Here is a 17098-nt window from a genome sequence, read left to right on the forward strand (position 1 = left end):
GAGGTTCCCATGAAAGACCTGGAAAGCTGGCTGAAGGAGCGACGCATCACCGAGGTGGAGTGCCTGGTGACGGATATCACCGGCATCGCCCGCGGCAAGATCACCCCGGTGTCGAAGTTCGTGGCCGAGAAGGGCATGCGCCTGCCGGAGAGCGTGCTGCTGCAGTCGGTGACCGGCGACTACGTCGAGGACGACATCTACTATTCACTGCTCGACCCCGCCGATATCGACATGGTCTGCAAGCCCGATGCGGGGGCGGCCTACCCGGTGCCCTGGGCGCTGGAGCCCACCGCCCAGGTGATCCACGACTGCTTCGACAAGATGGGCAATCCCATCGAGCTCTCCGCCCGCAACCAGCTCAAGCGCGTGCTGGCGCTCTACGCCGAACAGGGCTGGCGCCCCATCGTGGCGCCGGAGATGGAGTTCTACCTCACCAAGCGCTGCGAGGACCCGGACCTGCCGCTGCAGCCGCCCATCGGCAGAAGCGGCCGCCAGGAGACCGGCCGGCAGTCCTTCTCCATCGACGCCGCCAACGAGTTCGACCCGCTCTTCGAGGACATGTACGACTGGTGCGAGGCCCAGGGGCTGGATATCGACACCCTGATCCACGAGGAGGGCACCGCCCAGATGGAGATCAACTTCCGTCACGGCGACCCGCTGACCCTGGCCGACCAGGTCTTCCTTTTCAAGCGCACCATGCGCGAGGCGGCGCTCAAGCACGACGTGGCGGCCACCTTCATGGCCAAGCCGGTGACCAACGAGCCGGGCAGCGCCATGCACATCCACCAGAGCGTGCTCGACGCGAAGAGCGGCAAGAGCGTCTTCTCCAACGCCGACGGCACCATGAGCCAGCTCTTCCTGCACCATATCGGCGGGCTGCAGAAATTCATTCCCGAGGCGCTGCCGCTGATGGCTCCCAACGTCAACTCATTCCGCCGCTTCCTGCCCGACACCTCGGCGCCGGTCAACGTCGAATGGGGGGAGGAGAACCGCACCTGCGGCCTGCGGGTACCCGACTCCAGCCCCCAGAACCGCCGGGTCGAGAACCGCCTGCCGGGAGCCGACGCCAACGCCTACCTGGCCATCGCGGCGTCCCTGCTGTGCGGCTACCTGGGGATGATCCAGAAGCTCAACCCCTCGGCCCCGGTGCAGGGGCGCGCCTTCGAGCGCCGCAACCTGCGCCTGCCCTTCACCCTGGAGCAGGCCCTGGAGCGCATGGAGCACTGCGCCGAGCTGGAGACCTACATGGGCAGCAAGTTCGTGACCGGCTTCGTGGCGGTCAAGCGGGTGGAGAACGAGAACTTCAAGCGCGTGATCAGCTCCTGGGAGCGGGAATTCCTGCTGCTGAGTGTCTGATGCGCACCCCAGCGTTGAGACCGCCCCCGAAGCGGGTCGCTACGCTGGCTTCATCGGGCCCGGCCCAGGGCAACCGATAACAACAAGCGACCGAAGAGGTGATCAGGATGATGCAAGCCAAGCGACTCTCACTGGCCGTGACCGCCGCCGGCCTGGCGCTGGGTGCCGCCGCCACCCAGGCGGCGGGCGAGGTACGGATCTACAACTGGTCGGACTACATCGCGCCGGACACCCTGGAGAAGTTCACCGAAGCCACCGGCATCGAGGTGATCTACGACGTCTACGACAGCAACGAGGTGCTGGACGCCGCGCTGCTCGCCGGCCGTTCCGGCTATGACGTGGTGGTGCCCTCCAACCACTACCTGACCCGCCACATCAGCGCCGGGGTCTATCGGGAGCTCGACCACGACAAGCTGCCCAACATGGCCAACCTCAACCCGGAGCTGATGGACGACCTGGAGTTCGTCGACCCGGGCAGCCGCTACTCGATTCCCTACATGTGGGGCACCAACGGCATCGGCTACATCGAGGAGCGGGTCCTCGAGATCCTCGGCGACGACGCCCCGGTGGACTCCTGGGCGCTGCTCTTCGATCCCGAGATCACCACCGCCCTGCGCGAGGGGGGCTGCGGCATCTCCATGCTCGACTCCGGCGACGAGATGCTCTCGCCGGCCATGGCCTACCTGGGGCTCTCGCCGCTCTCCGAGGAGACCGCCGACCTGGAGGCCGCCGGTGACCTGATCGCCGCGGTGCGCAACAACGTCACCTACTTCCACTCCTCGCGCTACATCACCGATCTCGCCAACGGCGACCTCTGCGTGGCGGCGGGCTACTCAGGCGACATCTTCCAGGCCGCCGACCGCGCCGAGGAGGCGGGCCGCGACTTCACCATCCGCTACAGCATCCCCAAGGAGGGCGCCGCGCTCTGGTTCGACATGATGGCGATCCCCGCCGATGCGCCGAATCCGGACAACGCCCATGCCTTCATCAACTTCATCCTGGAGCCCGAGATCGCCGCCGCGATCACCGAGTACGTGGTCTACGCCAACCCCAACCTGGCGGCCAACGCCTTCCTCGACCCGGCCATCCGCGACGATCCGGCGATCTATCCCGACCAGGAGGTGATGGACAACCTCTACGTGGCCGAGGAGAAGCCGCTGGCCGTGCAGCGCGTGCGCACCCGGGTCTGGAACCGCGTCAAGTCGGGGCGCTGAGCCCGTGATGCCCGCGGCGAGGGACGCCGCGGGCAGTTCGAGAGAGGAGATGCCGATGCCCCAGAACCAGACCGCGGCGCGTCCGCCCGGGCGACGCACCGGCGAGGCGCTGGTCGAGATCCGCCGCATCAGCAAGCGCTTCGACGGCGCCCTGGCGGTGGACGACGTCAACCTGACCATCCGCCAGGGCGAGATCTTCGCCCTGCTGGGCGGCTCGGGCTCCGGCAAGTCGACCCTGCTGCGCATGCTGGCAGGGTTCGAGAAGCCAAGCGAAGGCCAGATCCTGCTCGATGGTCAGGACATCACCGCCATGCCGCCCCATGAGCGGCCGATCAACATGATGTTTCAGTCCTACGCGCTCTTCCCCCACATGACGGTGGCGCAGAACATCGCTTTCGGGCTCAAGCAGGACCGCCTGCCCCGGGCCGAGATCGAGCAGCGAGTGGCCGAGATGCTCAAGCTCGTGCACATGGAGGGCTTCGCCAAGCGTCGCCCCCACCAGCTCTCCGGGGGCCAGCGCCAGCGGGTGGCCCTGGCCCGGTCGCTGGCCAAGCGGCCGAAGCTGCTGCTGCTCGACGAGCCCATGGGGGCGCTGGACAAGAAGCTGCGCACCGAGATGCAGCTCGAGGTGGTGGCGATCCTCGAGCGGGTGGGGGTGACCTGCATCATGGTCACCCACGACCAGGAGGAGGCGATGACCATGGCCGATCGCGTGGCGATCATGTCGGATGGCTGGATCGCCCAGGTGGGCAGCCCCATGGACGTCTACGAGAGCCCGGCGAGCCGCATGGTGGCGGAGTTCGTGGGCACCGTGAACCTCTTCGAGGGGGAGATCCGCGTCGACGAGGCCGACCACTGCATCATCGCAAGCCCGGCACTCGGGCGCGATATCCGCATCGGCCACGGGGTCTCGACCCAGGCCGACGAGCGCCGGGTGTGGGTGGCCATCCGCCCGGAGAAGACCACGCTCACCCGAACGCGGCCAGAGGGCGAGTACAACTGGACCGCCGGCACGGTGGAGGATATCGCCTACCTGGGCGGGCTCTCGGTCTACTACGTGCGCACCGAGTCCGGCGCTCTGGTCAAGGCGAGCCTGGCCAACGTGGAGCGTCGCGGCGACCGCCCCGACTGGGACGAGCCGGTCTACGTCAGCTGGGACGAGATGAGCGCCGTGGTGTTGCATGAGTGAGCGCTGCACGAACAGCCCTTCATGCGTGAGCCCGAACAAGCGAGGAGCCCCATGAAATCGACTGCCCTCGAGCGCCTCTCGCGCCGCCTGCGACCCGGGCGCGGCTGGGTCATCGCCGTGCCGCTGATCTGGCTGAGCCTCTTCTTCCTGGCGCCCTTCGCCATCGTGCTCAAGATCAGCCTCTCCGAGGCGGCGATCGCGGTGCCCCCCTACCAGCCGCTCCTCGACTTCAGCGCCGAGACCCTCAATATCGCCCTGAACCTCGGTAACTACCTCTTCCTGGCCAGCGATTCGCTCTACGTGGCGGCCTACTGGGGCTCGGTGAAGATCGCCTTCTTCTCGACGCTCTTCTGCCTGCTGATCGGCTACCCCATGGCCTACGCCATGGCCCGGGCCCCGGCGCGCTGGCAGCTGGTGCTGCTGCTGCTGGTGATGCTGCCCTCCTGGACCTCCTTCCTGATCCGGGTCTACGCCTGGATGGGGATCCTGAGCACCAACGGCCTGCTCAACAACCTGCTGCTGTGGGTCGGCCTCATCGACTCGCCGCTGCGCATGATGAACACCAACTTCGCGGTGATGCTGGGCATCGTCTACGCCTACCTGCCCTTCATGATCCTGCCGCTCTACGCCAACCTGACCCGGCTCGACGACTCTCTCCTGGAGGCCGCCGCGGACCTCGGCTCCCGGAAGTTCAACACCTTCCTCACCGTGACCCTGCCGCTCTCCAAGGGGGGCATCATCGCCGGCTCCATGCTGGTCTTCATCCCCGCGGTGGGGGAGTACGTGATCCCGGAGCTGCTCGGTGGACCCAACACGGTGATGATCGGCAAGGTGCTGTGGGAGGAGTTCTTCCTCAATCGCGACTGGCCGGTGGCCTCGGCGCTGGCCATGGTGATGCTGCTGCTGCTGTTGATCCCCATCGCGCTGTTCCATCGCTACCAGTCCCGCGAGCTGGAGGAGTGACCATGCGCCGATCCTTCACCCCCCCCTCGTTCACCACCCTGATGCTGATCCTGGGGCTGCTGTTCCTCTACCTGCCCATGGTGGTGCTGGTGGTCTACTCCTTCAATTCGTCGCGGCTGGTGACGGTCTGGGCGGGCTTCTCCGGGCGCTGGTACCTGGAGCTGCTGCGCGACCGGCAGATACTTGCCGCGGTGTGGACCAGCCTGCGCATCGCCTTCTTCTCCGCCACCATGGCGGTCTGCCTGGGCACCCTGGCCGCCTTCGTGATGACGCGCTTCGGCCGCTTTCGCGGCAAGACCGCGCTCTCCAGCATGATCACCGCGCCTCTGGTAATGCCGGAAGTGATCACCGGCCTGTCGCTGCTGCTGCTCTTCGTGCAGATGGCCCAGATCGTCGGCTGGCCGGCGGATCGCGGCATGGCCACCATCTGGATCGCCCACACCACCTTCTGCAGCGCCTACGTGGCGGTGGTGGTGTCGTCGCGGCTGCGCGAGGTGGACCGCTCCATCGAGGAGGCGGCCATGGACCTCGGCGCGCCGCCGGTGAAGACCTTCTTCCAGATCACCCTGCCGGTGATCGCCCCGGCCCTGGCTGCGGGCTGGCTGCTCGCCTTCACCCTGTCGCTGGATGACCTGGTGATCGCCAGCTTCGTCTCCGGCCCCGGTGCCACCACCCTGCCCATGGTGGTCTTCTCCTCGGTACGCATGGGCGTCTCGCCCAAGATCAACGCCCTGGCCACCCTGATCATCCTGGCGGTATCGCTGGCCACCTTCCTGGCCTGGTACTTCATGCGCCGCAGCGAGGCGCGCCGCCTGGCCGCCCTGCGCCAGCAGGAGACGCCCTGATGTCCCCTTCGCAGAGTCTGGAGCCCTCTCATGCCTGACTATCCCGCCGGCGAGCACGTCGCCTCCTGGTACGCCGCCACCGCCAACCCCGCCCCCGAGCGCCCGGCGCTCGCCGGGGAGGTCGAGTGCGACGTCTGCGTGGTGGGGGCCGGCTTCACCGGCATCTCCGCGGCGCTGCACCTGGCCGAGCGCGGCCTCTCGGTGGTGGTGCTGGAGGGGGCCAGGGTGGGCTTCGGCGCCAGCGGGCGCAACGGCGGCCAGATCGTCAACAGCTACAGCCGCGACATGGACGTGATCGAGGCGAAGTATGGCGCCCAGACCGCCCGCGCCCTGGGCGACATGGCCTTCGAGGGCAACCGCATCATCCGCGAGCGGGTGGCGACCTACGCCATCGACTGCGACCTGCGCGACGGCAACCTCTTCGCCGCCTGCAACCGCAAGCAGCTGGCCGGGCTGCGCGAGCACAAGGCGCTCTGGGAGCGCTACGGCTACCGGGAGCTGGAGCTGCTGGAGGGGGAGGGGGTGAAGCGCGAGGTCAACTCCGACCGCTACGTGGGCGCCCTGGTGGACCACGGCGGTGGCCACCTGCATCCCCTGAACCTGGTGCTGGGCCAGGCCGCCGCGCTCGAGTCGCTCGGCGGGCGCATCTTCGAGCAGTCGGCGGTGCGGGAGGTGATCCACGGCGAGCCGGTCACCCTGCGCACCGCCGGCGGGCGGGTGCGCGCCGAGCGGGTGGTGATGGCCGGCAACGCCTACCTGCGCGGGGTGCTGCCGGAGATCGAGGGCCGCTCGATGCCCTGCGGCACCCAGATCATCACCACCGAGCCCCTCGGCGAGGCCCGGGCCCGGGCGCTGATACCCAACGGCCTGGCGGTGGAGGACTGCAACTACCTGCTCGACTACTACCGGCTGACCCGCGACAATCGGCTGCTCTACGGCGGCGGAGTCAACTACGGCGGCGAGGACCCGGCCGACATCACCGCGGTGATCCGGCCCAAGATGCTGGCTACCTTCCCGGGCCTTGCCGACGTCAAGGTGGACCACGCCTGGAGCGGTACCTTTCTGATGACGCTCAACCGGCTGCCCCAGTTCGGGGTGGTCAACGGCAACGTCTACTACGCCCAGGGCTACTCCGGTCACGGCGTCACCTGCACCCACCTGGCCGGCAAGCTGATCGCCGAGGTGATCCATGGCCAGGGTGAGCGCTTCGACGCCTTCGCCGGCATTCCCCACCTGCCGTTCCCCGGCGGGCGGCTGCTGCGGGTGCCGCTCTCGGCGCTGGGCGCCTGGTACTACTCGACCCGGGACCGTCTGGGGCTCTGAGGGCCAACCGGGACCGCTTGGGGCACTGACCCCCGGGCGCCACCGGCCTGTCGCATCCCTGCGACAGCCGGTCAGATAATGGGGAAACCCTGTCCGCGCCCTCCACCGGGTGGCGCGGGCGCCTATAATGCCCCTATCGCGGTGGCGCAGGAGGCCCCGCCGCGGCTCTCATCGTCACCATCACCGAACTGAGTCATCCACGCCTGGAGCCATGCGAGTTTCAGCGACGGGCGCCCGTACGCCCGCGAGGAGGAGAACCATGAGCAAGTCGATCATCGTGGGGTCCAGCCTGGCCGTCCTGGGGCTGGGGGGGCTGGCCTTCGGCGCCTGGCAGGTCCAGGAGAACCGCGCGCCCGAACCGCAGTTTGCCGAGATCCTTGACGTCGCGGCGGCCACCCGCAGCGTGGAGCGCCCCCGTGAGGTGTGCGAAGACGTGGAGAAGGTGGTCAGCGTCGAGGTGCCGGTGGAGGTGCCCGTCCAGGTGCCCGTCACCCAGGCCGCGCCCTCAGGCCCCGGGGCGAGCCAGGACCCCCATCGCGTCGTCGGCACCGCGGCCGGGGCCATCGTCGGCGGCCTGCTGGGCAACCAGGTGGGCGGCGGCAGCGGCAAGAAGCTGGCCACCGTGGCCGGTGCCATCGGCGGCGGCCTGGCCGGGCGCGAGGTGCAGAACCGCGTCGAAGCCCGCCAGCACGCCCAGGCGGGTAGCCAGGTCCAGTACGAGACCCGCTACGAGACCCGTTACGAGACCCAGAACCAGACCGTGACCGAGCGGCAGTGCCAGACGGTGATGGAGAGCCACGAGGAGCACCTCGGCTACGACGTCACCTATCGCCTCAACGGCGAGGAGCTGACCCGGCGCATGGAGAGCGCCCCCCAGGCCGAGCGTCTCCCGGTCGTCGAGGGCGAGGTGCAGTGGCAGGCCGCCCTGCAGGAGGCCGAGCCCCAGCGCGAGGGCTGAGCGAGAGGGCTTGGCAAGAGGGTTGAGCAAGAGCGCTCTGCGCCCCACCGGCCCGGTTCATGCACGCCCCCGGATCCGCCAGGATCCGGGGGCGTATGCGTTTCGGGGGGCCGCACCAGGGGGCTCAGACGTGGCGCAGGTACCACTCGTACTCGAGCCGGCTCACCGCCTGCAGGGCCTGGGCACGCTCGGCGCGACGGTTGGCCAGGTAGACGTGGAGGAAGTCGCGCCCCAGGGCCTCGCCGAGGATCTCGTCGGCCTCCAGCAGGTCGAGGGCCTGCTGCCAGCTGTTGGTCAGGCTGGGGGGCGTCGTCTCGTAGGCGTTGCCGACGCTGGGCGGCGGCGGCTCGAGTCCCTCGGCGAGACCATGGTGGATGGCGGCCAGCAGGGCGGCCAGCAGCAGGTAGGGGTTGGCGTCGGCGCCGGCCACCCGGTGCTCGATGCGCCGGGCGGCCCGGGCCCCGGCGGGAATGCGCAGCGCCACCGAGCGGTTGTCGAAGCCCCAGGTGGGAGCCAAGGGCACGTAGAGCCCCGCCTGGAAGCGCCTGAAGGCGTTGAGGTTGGGCGCGCAGATCGCCATGGAGGCGGGCATCAGCGCCAGCAGGCCGGCCACCGCCTGGCGCAGCGCCGGGCTGCCCAGGGGGTCGTCACCCGGCTCGGTGAAGACGTTGCGGCCCGTCTCATCCAGCAGGCTGATATGCACGTGCATGCCGTTGCCCGCCTCCTGGCCGTAGGGCTTGGCCATGAAGGTGGCCTCGAAGCCGTGGCGCAGGGCGACCCCCTTGATCAGGCGCTTGAGCTGCACCGCGTGGTCGCAGGCCGCCAGCGCATCGTCGCAGTGGATCAGGTTGATCTCGAACTGCCCCGGGGCGCACTCCTTGAGGGCGGTGTCCAGGGGCAGGCCCTGAACCTGGGCCGCGATCTGCACCTCCTCGAGGAAGTCGGCGTACTCGTCGAGCTCCAGCATGGAGTAGAGCTGGCTCTGGCTGGCGCGTTCCCCGCTGACCGGCGAGCAGGGCGGCTGGATCAGCCCGGCGGCGGTGCGCTCGCGATCCACCAGGTAGAACTCCAGCTCCACGGCGATCACCGGGGTCAGCCCCAGGGCGGTCAGGCGACCCAGCACCCGGCCCAGCAGCTGGCGGGGGTCGGCGAAGAAGGGGGAGCCGTCGAACTCCTCCATGGTCATCAGCAGCTGGGCCTGATGGCCCCGGGCGACCCAGGGCACCGGCTTGAGGCTGCCGTCGATCGGTCGGCAGAGGCGGTCGCCGTCGCCGCTGTCGAGGCCGAGCCCGGTCTCCTCGATGGTGTGGCCGTTGATGTCCAGGGCGAAGACCGAGGCGGGCAGGGCGATGCCGCTGGTATAGGCCTTGGTGACGCTCTCCCGGGGGATGCGCTTGCCGCGCATCACCCCGTTGAGATCGCTGATCAGCAGGTCGACGCTGTTGATCTCCGGGTGGGCGTCGAGGAAGGCCCGGACATCGTCGGGAACAGGCATGGGCGCACCTCTGGCGTTGTGATCCTTGTGGCTCCTATCCTTGTAGGGGTGCCCGGTGTTGTCAAATAATTTACGTATCGAGGGGAGTTTCCGCCTTGGAAAGCGGGCGCCAGGTGGTTATGGTGAATAAAACATAACACCCGGTCCGCTTCCGACGAGGAGAGACGCGATGAAGAGCCGACCCCTGGTGGGGGTGATCGCCTGCCACCGTGAGGTGGAGGGCCATCCCGCCCAGATGGTGACCGACAAGTACCTGCGCGCCCTGTGGGACTACGGCCTGTCGCCGGTGATCCTGCCGGTGTGGGAGGAGCAGGAGGCCGACCCCGAGGCCGCTCGCGGCCTGCTGGCCCGCCTCGATGGCCTGCTGCTGACCGGCAGCTACACCAACGTCGAGCCGCGCCGCTACGGGGCCGAGCGGGTGCCGGAGAACACCCGGGATGACCGCCACCGCGATGCGGCCGCCCTGGTGTGGATTCCCGCGGCGCTGGACCTCGGCCTGCCGCTGTTCGGCATCTGCCGGGGCTTCCAGGAGCTCAACGTGGCCTTCGGCGGCACCCTGCATCAGGCGGTGCAGGGCGTGCCCGGCCTGCAGGACCACCGCGAGCCCCCGGGGGAACGCGAGGCGCAGTATGCCCCCGCCCACGAGATCACCCTGGTGCCCGGCGGGCGCCTGGCGGCGCTGCACCCCGAGCCCCGGTCGCGGGTCAACTCCCTGCACCAGCAGGGCATCGCCGAGCTGGGGGCGGGCCTTGTGGCCGAGGCCCATGCCCCGGACGGGCTGATCGAGGCGGTGTCGGTGGCCGATGCCGCCGGCTTCGCCCTGGCCGTGCAGTGGCATCCCGAGTGGCGTCCCCGTGAGCACCCCCTGAACGATGCCCTCTATCGCGCCTTCGCCGAGGCGTGCCGCGTCCGCCAGGCCGCCTCCCGCGCGCCCCGGGCGGACTGAACGCCCCGTTATCTGGAGATCCCCCATGCATACTCGTGACTACCAGGCCCTGGATCGCGCCCACTACCTGCACCCCTTCACCGACTTCAAGGCCCTGGGCGAGGAGGGCAGCCGCATCATCGAGCGCGCCGAGGGAGTCTACATCCACGACTCCGAGGGCAACCGCATCCTCGATGGCATGGCGGGGCTCTGGTGCGTCAACCTGGGCTATGGCCGCGAGGAGCTGGTGGCAGCGGCCACCGAGCAGATGCGCCAGCTGCCCTACTACAACAGCTTCTTCAAGACCGCCCACCCTCCGGCGGTCAAGTTGGCCGAGACCCTCTGCCGCCTGGCGCCCGCCCATGTCAACCACGTCTTCTTCACCGGTTCCGGCTCCGAGGCCAACGATACCGTGCTGCGCATGGTGCGCCGCTACTGGGCGCTCAAGGGCCAGCCCGACAAGCAGTGGGTGATCGGCCGCAAGAACGCCTACCACGGCTCCACCGTGGCGGGGGTGAGCCTCGGCGGCATGGCCCCCATGCACGCCCAGGGCGGCCCCCTGGTGCCGAAGATCGCCCATGTGCGCCAGCCCTACTGGTTTGGAGAGGGGCGGTCTGGCGAAGGGCGCACCGCCGGCCAGGACCCCGAGGCCTTCGGCCGGGAGTGCGCCGCGGCCCTGGAGGCGAAGATCCTGGAACTGGGTGAAGACCAGGTGGCGGCCTTTATCGCCGAGCCGGTGCAGGGCGCCGGCGGTGCCATCATTCCGCCGGAAAGCTACTGGCCGGCGGTGAAGGCGGTGCTGGCGAAGTACAACATCCTGCTGGTGGTGGACGAGGTGATCTGCGGCTTCGGGCGGCTGGGCGAGTGGTTCGGCAGCGTCCACTATGGCCTGGAGCCGGACCTGATGCCCATCGCCAAGGGACTCTCCTCGGGCTACCTGCCCATCGGCGGGGTGCTGGTGGGCGACCGGGTCGCCGAGACCCTCATCGAGGAGGGCGGCGAGTTCTTCCACGGCTTCACCTACTCGGGCCATCCGGTGTGCGCCGCGGTGGCGCAGCGCAACCTCGAACTGCTGGAGGCCGAGGGGCTGGTGGACCGGGTCCGCGACGAGATCGGCCCCTACCTGGCCAGCCGCTGGAAGGCCCTCGAGGCACACCCCCTGGTGGGCGAGGCGCGCTCCCTGGGGCTGATCGGCGCCCTGGAGCTGGTCGACCCCGCCACCGGCGAGCGCTTCGCCGAGTCCCGGGGGGTGGGCACCCTGTGCCGCGATCTCTGCTTCGCCGGCGGCCTGGTGATGCGCTCGGTGGGTGATACCATGATCATCTCGCCGCCGCTGGTGATCTCCCGTGACGAGATCGACGAGCTGATCGACAAGGCGCGCGCCGCCCTGGATGCCACCCTGGCGCGGCTGGCCGAGCCCCGGCCCGACCCCCGACCCGACCCCCAGGAGGAGTCCCCCGCATGAGTCGCCCCGAACCCCCCAAGACCCTGGCCGACTGGCAGGCCCTGGCCGCCTCCCAGTTCGAGACAGGGTTCGAGACCCGCGCCTTCGTCGACGACGCCTTCGTCGCTGCGCTGAGCGGCGAGACCTTCACCACGACGAACCCGGCCACCGGCGAGCCCCTGGCCGAGGTGGCGAGCTGCGACGCCGCCGACGCCAAGCTCGCCGTGGGCCATGCCCGGGCCGCCTTCGAGGGCGGCGAGTGGTCGCGCCTGGCCCCGGGCAGGCGCAAGAAGGTGCTGCTGCGCCTGGCCGACCTGATGGAGGCCCACCGGCACGAGCTGGCGCTGCTCGACACCCTGGACATGGGCAAGCCGGTGGCAAGTTCGCTGGGCGACATGGCCGGCGCCATCGCCTGCTTCCGCTACCAGGCCGAGTGCATCGACAAGCTCTACGGCGAGGTGGCGCCCACCGGCGAGGAGGCCCTGGCCCTGGTGCTGCGCGAGCCGCTCGGGGTGGTCGCCTCCATCGTGCCCTGGAACTTCCCGCTGATGATGACCGCCTGGAAGGTCGCCCCGGCGCTGGCCGCCGGCAACAGCGTGATCCTCAAGCCCTCGGAGAAGTCGCCGCTCTCGGCGCTGCGTCTGGCGGCGCTGGCCCATGAGGCGGGTATCCCCCGCGGCGTCTTCCAGGTGCTGCCGGGCTTCGGCCACACCGTGGGCAAGGCCCTGGCGCTCTCCATGGGGGTGGACTGCCTCGCCTTCACCGGCTCGACCCAGGTGGGCAAGCAGCTGATGCAGTACGCCGGCCAGTCCAACCTCAAGCGGGTCTATCTGGAGTGCGGCGGCAAGTCCCCCAATATCGTCTTCGCCGACTGCAAGGACCTCGCCCGGGTGGCGAAGCACGCCGCCTCGGCGATCTTCCACAACCAGGGGGAGGTGTGCATCGCCGGTTCCCGGCTGCTGGTGGAGAACGCGATCCGCGAGGCCTTCATCGACCAGGTGCTCGTGGCGGCTAAGCGGATGCAGCCCGGCGACCCCCTGGACCCCGACAGCTTCATGGGGGCCATCGTCGACGAGGCCCAGTATCGGCGCATCCTGGGCTACATCGAGAAGGGCCGCGAGGAGGGCGCCCGGCTGCGTGTGGGCGGTGAGGCCACCCAGGTCGATGGTAAGGGGCTCTTCATTCCACCTACGGTGTTCGATGGCGTGACCCCCGAGATGGCCATCGGCCGCGAGGAGATCTTCGGCCCGGTGCTCTCGGTGTTCGGCTTCGACAGCGAGGAGGAGGCGGTGGCCATGGCCAACGACAGCGTCTATGGCCTGGCCGCGGGGCTGTGGAGCCAGGACATCGACCGCATCATGCGTGTCACCCGGCGGCTCCACTCCGGCCAGGTGTTCGTCAACAACTGGGCCGGCGGCGACCAGACCATGCCCTTCGGCGGGGTGAAGCAGTCGGGCAACGGCCGCGACAAGTCCCATCACTCCCTGGAGGAGTACTCCGAGCTCAAGAGCGTCTGGATCTCGCTGTCGAGCTGAGCCCTTTCACCGTAGCCTGACGCGACGAGGCCGGCGCCATGGGCGCCGGCCTCGTCGTATCTATGCGGAATGATTAAAATGTACAGCTCTTGTATCGATTTTTTTTCGGCGAGGGGAGTAGCCTGTGGCTGACACTCCCCGGCCAGAGGTACTCCCATGTTCGGACTCTTCAAGAGCGACCCGACCAAGAAGCTGCAGAAGGCATATGAGCGCAAGCTCGAGCAGGCGATGCACGCCGCCCGCAACGGCGACATGCGCGCCAACGCCTCGCTCACCGAGGAGGCGGAGGCGATCCGCGCCGAGATCGAGGCGCTCAAGCAGGGGTAGGAATAGGAGCCCCCGGGTGGATCAGAAGGCCCGGGCGGGGGTGGCGCAGCTCACCAGGCGGCAGGGCTCGCTGCCCGGGTTGCGGAAGCGGTGGGGGACGTTGGTCTCGAAGTAGTAGGCCTCCCCCGCCTGGAGCACCCGGCTCTCGGCGCCGATGGTGATCTCGATCTCCCCCTCGAGCACCATGCCGGCCTCCTCGCCCAGGTGGGCGATCATCTCGCGGCCGGTGTCGGCCCCCGGCGGGTAGGTCTCCACCATGAAGGAGAGGGCGCGATCACGGCGATCGGCCCCCACCAGCTTGTAGATGACGTCGCCGGTGCCCACGTCGGCCAGGTCCTCGGCCGAGTAGAAGACCCGACGGCCGTTCTCCAGGTCCATGGTGAAGAAGTCCCCGACGCTCATCGGGATGGCGTCGAGGATCTTCTTCAGCGAGCTGACCGAGGGGCTCACCTTGCCCTGCTCGATCAGCGACAGGCTGGAGTGGGTCACCCCGCAGCGCTTGGCCAGCTCGCGCTGGGAGATGCCGCGCAGGGTGCGCAGGGCGCGCAGCCGCTCGCCCACGTCATCGGCCATGGTGGCTCCTCTTCAGCACAGGGCGTCCAGCTTCTCCTTGAGGAGCTGGTTGACCTGCTGCGGATTGGCGGTGCCGCGGGAGGCCTTCATCACCTGGCCCACGAAGTAGCCGATCATCTTGCCGCGCTTGTCCGGCTCGGCGTCGCGGTACTGGGCCACCTGGGCCGGGCTCTCGCCGATCACCCGGTCGATCATCGCCTCGATGGCGCCAGTGTCGGTGACCTGCTTGAGCCCCTTGGCCTCGATCACCTCATCGGCGGACTGCCCCTGGCCGTTCCAGAGCGCCTGGAACACCTGCTTGGCGGCCTTGCCGTTGATGGTGTCGTCCAGCACTCGGCCAATCAGCTCGCCGAGCTGGCGGGCCGAGACGGGGCTGTCGGTGATCGGCAGCCCCTCGCGGTTGAGCGCGCCGGCGAGCTCGCCCATCACCCAGTTGGCGGCGGACTTGGCGTCGCCGCAGGTCTCCTTGACCTCCTCGAAGAACTCGGCCATCTCGCGGGTGGCGGAGAGCACCCCGGCGTCATAGGCGGAGAGGCCCAGCGCCGACTGGAAGCGGGTGCGCTTCTCGTCGGGCAGCTCCGGCAGCGCCTCGCGCAGGTGGTCGAGGTAGGCTCGGTCGAGCACCACCGGCAGCAGGTCGGGGCAGGGGAAGTAGCGGTAGTCGTTGGCCTCCTCCTTGGTGCGCATGCTGCGGGTCTCGTCGCGCTCGGGGTCGAAGAGGCGGGTCTCCTGGACCACCTTGCCGCCGTCCTCCAGCAGCTCGATCTGGCGCTCCACCTCGAACTCGATGGCGCGCTCCACGAAGCGGAAGGAGTTGACGTTCTTGATCTCGGCGCGGGTGCCGTACTCGGCCTGGCCCACCGGGCGCACCGAGACGTTGACGTCGCAGCGCATGGAGCCCTCGGCCATATTGCCGTCACTGATGCCGAGATAGGTCACGATGGAGTGAATGGCTTTCAGATAAGCCGCCGCCTCCTTCGCCGAGCGCATGTCCGGCTCGGAGACGATCTCCAGCAGCGGGGTGCCGGCGCGGTTCAGGTCGATGCCGGTCATGCCGTGGCCCATGCCGTCAGAAAAGGATTCGTGGAGCGACTTGCCGGCGTCCTCCTCGAGGTGGGCATGGTGCACCCGGATGCGCTTGCTGCTGCCGTCTTCCAGGGTGATCTCCACCTCGCCGGCGCCGACGATGGGGTGGTACATCTGGCTGGTCTGGTAGCCCTTGGGCAGGTCCGGGTAGAAGTAGTTCTTGCGGTCGAAGACCGAGACCTCGGGGATCTCGGCGTGGATCGCCAGGCCGAACTGCACCGCCATGGCCACCGCCTGCTCGTTGAGCACCGGCAGCACCCCGGGCAGGCCCAGGTCCACGGCGCAGGCCTGGGTGTTGGGCTCGGCGCCGAAGGCGGTGGAGGCCCCGGAGAAGATCTTCGAGCGGGTGGCGAGCTGGACGTGCACCTCCAGCCCGATCACGGTTTCCCATTGCATCAGGTGGTCTCCTCGGCAAGCGCGGGACGACGCAGGTGCCAGTCGGTGGCCTGCTGGAAGCGGTGGGCGACGTTGAGCAGCCGCGCCTCGGCGAAGTGGGTGCCCAGGATCTGCAGGCCCACGGGGCGCTTGCCCACGAAGCCCGCCGGCACGCTGATGCCGGGGATCCCGGCCAGGTTCACCGCGATGGTGTAGATGTCCTGCAGGTACATGGAGACCGGGTCCTTCTTGGCGCCCAGGTCGAAGGCCGGGGTGGGGGAGGCCGGGCCCATCAGGACGTCGACCTCCTCGAAGGCGTCGAGGAAGTCCTGGCGGATCAGTCGGCGCACCTGCTGGGCCTTCTTGTAGTAGGCGTCGAAGAAGCCCTCGGAGAGGGTGTGGGTGCCGATCAGGATGCGCCGCTGCACCTCCTCGCCGAAGCCCTCGGCGCGGGAGCGCTTGTAGAGGTCGATCAGGTCGGACGGGGCCTTGCAGCGGTGGCCGAAGCGCACGCCGTCGTAGCGCGACAGGTTCGAGGAGGCCTCGGCCGGCGCGATGACGTAGTAGGCCGGGATCGCGTAGTGGGTGTGGGGCAGGCTCACCTCGCGCACCGTGGCGCCCAGCGACTCATAGACCCTGACCGCCTCGCGCACCGCGGCCTCCACCTCGGGGTCGAGGCCGTCGCCGAAGTACTCGACCGGCAGCCCGATCTTGAGGCCGGAGAGCGGAGCGCCGAGCTCCTCGGTGTAGTCGGGCACGCCGCGGGCCACGCTGGTGGAGTCCTTCGGGTCGGGGCCGGCAATGGCGTTCAGCAGCAGGGCGCAGTCCTCGGCGGTGCGCGCCATGGGGCCGGCCTGATCGAGGCTCGAGGCGTAGGCGATGATGCCCCAGCGCGAGACGCGGCCATAGGTGGGCTTCAGGCCTGTGATGCCGCAGAAGGCGGCCGGCTGACGGATCGAGCCGCCCGTGTCGGTGCCCATGGCGGCGGGCACCAGGCCCGCGGCCACCGCGGCAGCGCTGCCGCCGGAGGAGCCGCCGGGCACGGCGCTGGTATCCCAGGGATTCTTCACCGGGCCAAAGGCGCTGTTCTCGTTGGAGGAGCCCATGGCGAACTCGTCCAGGTTGACCTTGCCCAGGCTCACCGTGCCGGCGGCCTTGAGCTTCTCCACCACGGTGGCGTCGTAGGGGGAGACGAAGTTGGCCAGCATCTTCGAGCCGGCGGTGGTCAGCACCCCCTCGGTGCAGAACAGGTCCTTGATGGCCAGCGGCAGGCCGGTCAGGGGGCCGGCCTCGCCGCGAGCGCGGGCGGCGTCGGCGGCATCCGCCGCGGCGAGGGCCTGCTCGGCGGTCACGGTGATGAAGCTGTTGAGCTCGCCGTCGAGGCGCGCGATGCGCGCGAGCTGGTGTTCGGTCAGCTCGCGGCTGGTGAACTCGCCGGCCGTGAGGGCGGCGGCCAGTTCGCTCAGTGTCTTGTCATGCATGGGCCGGGG

The 17098-nt window shown here is 69.2% G+C and carries 15 protein-coding genes; 11 read left to right on the forward strand and 4 right to left on the reverse strand.

Translation table 11 applies throughout. The features are described 5' to 3' along the window. Positions 1-9: 9 nt before the first annotated feature. The 7 genes from HIR79_RS07550 to HIR79_RS07580 all read left to right on the forward strand — a co-directional run bounded on the left by HIR79_RS07550 (position 10) and on the right by HIR79_RS07580 (position 7848). Positions 10-1356, forward strand: coding sequence for a glutamine synthetase family protein (locus HIR79_RS07550; RefSeq protein WP_119020760.1), 1347 nt, complete (start codon positions 10-12; stop codon positions 1354-1356). A 107-nt stretch (positions 1357-1463) separates the two neighbouring features. Next, entirely contained in the window at positions 1464-2570 is a 1107-nt protein-coding gene (locus HIR79_RS07555; protein WP_169957860.1) for a polyamine ABC transporter substrate-binding protein, read from the forward strand. Between the two features lie 55 nt (positions 2571-2625). After that, positions 2626-3759 carry a polyamine ABC transporter ATP-binding protein gene (gene potA / locus HIR79_RS07560; RefSeq protein WP_169957861.1) on the forward strand — a complete coding sequence of 378 codons (1134 nt, stop codon included), beginning with the start codon at positions 2626-2628 and terminating at the stop codon, positions 3757-3759. Positions 3760-3810: 51 nt separating this feature from the next. Continuing rightward, entirely contained in the window at positions 3811-4722 is a 912-nt protein-coding gene (locus tag HIR79_RS07565; RefSeq protein ID WP_211620989.1) for an ABC transporter permease subunit, read from the forward strand. Between the two features lie 2 nt (positions 4723-4724). Next, positions 4725-5567: an ABC transporter permease subunit gene (locus HIR79_RS07570; RefSeq protein WP_305502324.1), complete on the forward strand. Its 843-nt coding sequence runs from the start codon at positions 4725-4727 to the stop codon at positions 5565-5567. Positions 5568-5597: 30 nt separating this feature from the next. Further along, on the forward strand, positions 5598-6890 hold the full coding sequence (locus HIR79_RS07575; RefSeq protein WP_169957863.1) for an NAD(P)/FAD-dependent oxidoreductase: 1293 nt from the start codon (positions 5598-5600) through the stop codon (positions 6888-6890). A gap of 259 nt (positions 6891-7149) precedes the next feature. Next, positions 7150-7848: a glycine zipper 2TM domain-containing protein gene (locus HIR79_RS07580; protein WP_110068173.1), complete on the forward strand. Its 699-nt coding sequence runs from the start codon at positions 7150-7152 to the stop codon at positions 7846-7848. Positions 7849-7972: 124 nt separating this feature from the next. Here HIR79_RS07580 and HIR79_RS07585 read toward each other — a convergent pair whose 3' ends face one another. Continuing rightward, positions 7973-9343, reverse strand: coding sequence for a glutamine synthetase family protein (locus HIR79_RS07585; protein ID WP_169957864.1), 1371 nt, complete (start codon positions 9341-9343; stop codon positions 7973-7975). A gap of 169 nt (positions 9344-9512) precedes the next feature. Between HIR79_RS07585 and HIR79_RS07590 the strand changes: the two genes are divergently transcribed. The 4 genes from HIR79_RS07590 (at position 9513) to HIR79_RS07605 (ending at position 13574) form a co-directional block, all read left to right on the forward strand. After that, entirely contained in the window at positions 9513-10289 is a 777-nt protein-coding gene (locus tag HIR79_RS07590; RefSeq protein ID WP_169957865.1) for a gamma-glutamyl-gamma-aminobutyrate hydrolase family protein, read from the forward strand. A 25-nt stretch (positions 10290-10314) separates the two neighbouring features. Continuing rightward, on the forward strand, positions 10315-11733 hold the full coding sequence (locus HIR79_RS07595; protein WP_169957866.1) for an aspartate aminotransferase family protein: 1419 nt from the start codon (positions 10315-10317) through the stop codon (positions 11731-11733). After that, positions 11730-13247 carry an aldehyde dehydrogenase gene (locus tag HIR79_RS07600; RefSeq protein WP_169957867.1) on the forward strand — a complete coding sequence of 506 codons (1518 nt, stop codon included), beginning with the start codon at positions 11730-11732 and terminating at the stop codon, positions 13245-13247. Before HIR79_RS07595 ends, HIR79_RS07600 begins: the two co-directional genes overlap by 4 nt. A 156-nt stretch (positions 13248-13403) precedes the next feature. Next, entirely contained in the window at positions 13404-13574 is a 171-nt protein-coding gene (locus tag HIR79_RS07605; RefSeq protein WP_169957868.1) for a DUF6435 family protein, read from the forward strand. Positions 13575-13595: 21 nt separating this feature from the next. Here HIR79_RS07605 and HIR79_RS07610 read toward each other — a convergent pair whose 3' ends face one another. Genes HIR79_RS07610 through gatA form a run of 3 tightly spaced genes read right to left on the reverse strand, consistent with a single transcriptional unit; the run spans position 13596 to position 17089 of the window. Then, positions 13596-14147, reverse strand: a complete 552-nt coding sequence (locus HIR79_RS07610) for a cupin domain-containing protein (protein ID WP_169957869.1) — start codon at positions 14145-14147, stop codon at positions 13596-13598. 12 nt (positions 14148-14159) lie between these two features. Next, on the reverse strand, positions 14160-15629 hold the full coding sequence (gatB, locus tag HIR79_RS07615; protein WP_169957870.1) for an Asp-tRNA(Asn)/Glu-tRNA(Gln) amidotransferase subunit GatB: 1470 nt from the start codon (positions 15627-15629) through the stop codon (positions 14160-14162). Further along, positions 15629-17089, reverse strand: coding sequence for an Asp-tRNA(Asn)/Glu-tRNA(Gln) amidotransferase subunit GatA (gene gatA / locus HIR79_RS07620; protein ID WP_169957871.1), 1461 nt, complete (start codon positions 17087-17089; stop codon positions 15629-15631). The genes gatB and gatA overlap by 1 nt, the downstream gene beginning before the upstream one ends. Between the last annotated feature and the right edge of the window lie 9 nt (positions 17090-17098).

Source organism: Halomonas sp. PGE1 (assembly GCF_013000985.1).
Taxonomy (GTDB): Bacteria; Pseudomonadota; Gammaproteobacteria; order Pseudomonadales; family Halomonadaceae; genus Halomonas; species Halomonas alkalicola.

Coding starts and splice junctions, on each gene's coding strand:
- HIR79_RS07605 (WP_169957868.1), top strand. CDS start 13,404: ATGTTCGGACTCTTCAAGAGCGACCCGACCAAGAAGCTGCAGAAGGCA.
- HIR79_RS07555 (WP_169957860.1), top strand. CDS start 1,464: ATGATGCAAGCCAAGCGACTCTCACTGGCCGTGACCGCCGCCGGCCTG.
- HIR79_RS07580 (WP_110068173.1), top strand. CDS start 7,150: ATGAGCAAGTCGATCATCGTGGGGTCCAGCCTGGCCGTCCTGGGGCTG.
- HIR79_RS07575 (WP_169957863.1), top strand. CDS start 5,598: ATGCCTGACTATCCCGCCGGCGAGCACGTCGCCTCCTGGTACGCCGCC.
- potA (WP_169957861.1), top strand. CDS start 2,626: ATGCCCCAGAACCAGACCGCGGCGCGTCCGCCCGGGCGACGCACCGGC.
- HIR79_RS07595 (WP_169957866.1), top strand. CDS start 10,315: ATGCATACTCGTGACTACCAGGCCCTGGATCGCGCCCACTACCTGCAC.
- HIR79_RS07550 (WP_119020760.1), top strand. CDS start 10: ATGAAAGACCTGGAAAGCTGGCTGAAGGAGCGACGCATCACCGAGGTG.
- HIR79_RS07585 (WP_169957864.1), bottom strand. CDS start 9,343: ATGCCTGTTCCCGACGATGTCCGGGCCTTCCTCGACGCCCACCCGGAG.
- HIR79_RS07590 (WP_169957865.1), top strand. CDS start 9,513: ATGAAGAGCCGACCCCTGGTGGGGGTGATCGCCTGCCACCGTGAGGTG.
- HIR79_RS07570 (WP_305502324.1), top strand. CDS start 4,725: ATGCGCCGATCCTTCACCCCCCCCTCGTTCACCACCCTGATGCTGATC.
- gatB (WP_169957870.1), bottom strand. CDS start 15,629: ATGCAATGGGAAACCGTGATCGGGCTGGAGGTGCACGTCCAGCTCGCC.
- HIR79_RS07600 (WP_169957867.1), top strand. CDS start 11,730: ATGAGTCGCCCCGAACCCCCCAAGACCCTGGCCGACTGGCAGGCCCTG.
- HIR79_RS07565 (WP_211620989.1), top strand. CDS start 3,811: ATGAAATCGACTGCCCTCGAGCGCCTCTCGCGCCGCCTGCGACCCGGG.
- HIR79_RS07610 (WP_169957869.1), bottom strand. CDS start 14,147: ATGGCCGATGACGTGGGCGAGCGGCTGCGCGCCCTGCGCACCCTGCGC.
- gatA (WP_169957871.1), bottom strand. CDS start 17,089: ATGCATGACAAGACACTGAGCGAACTGGCCGCCGCCCTCACGGCCGGC.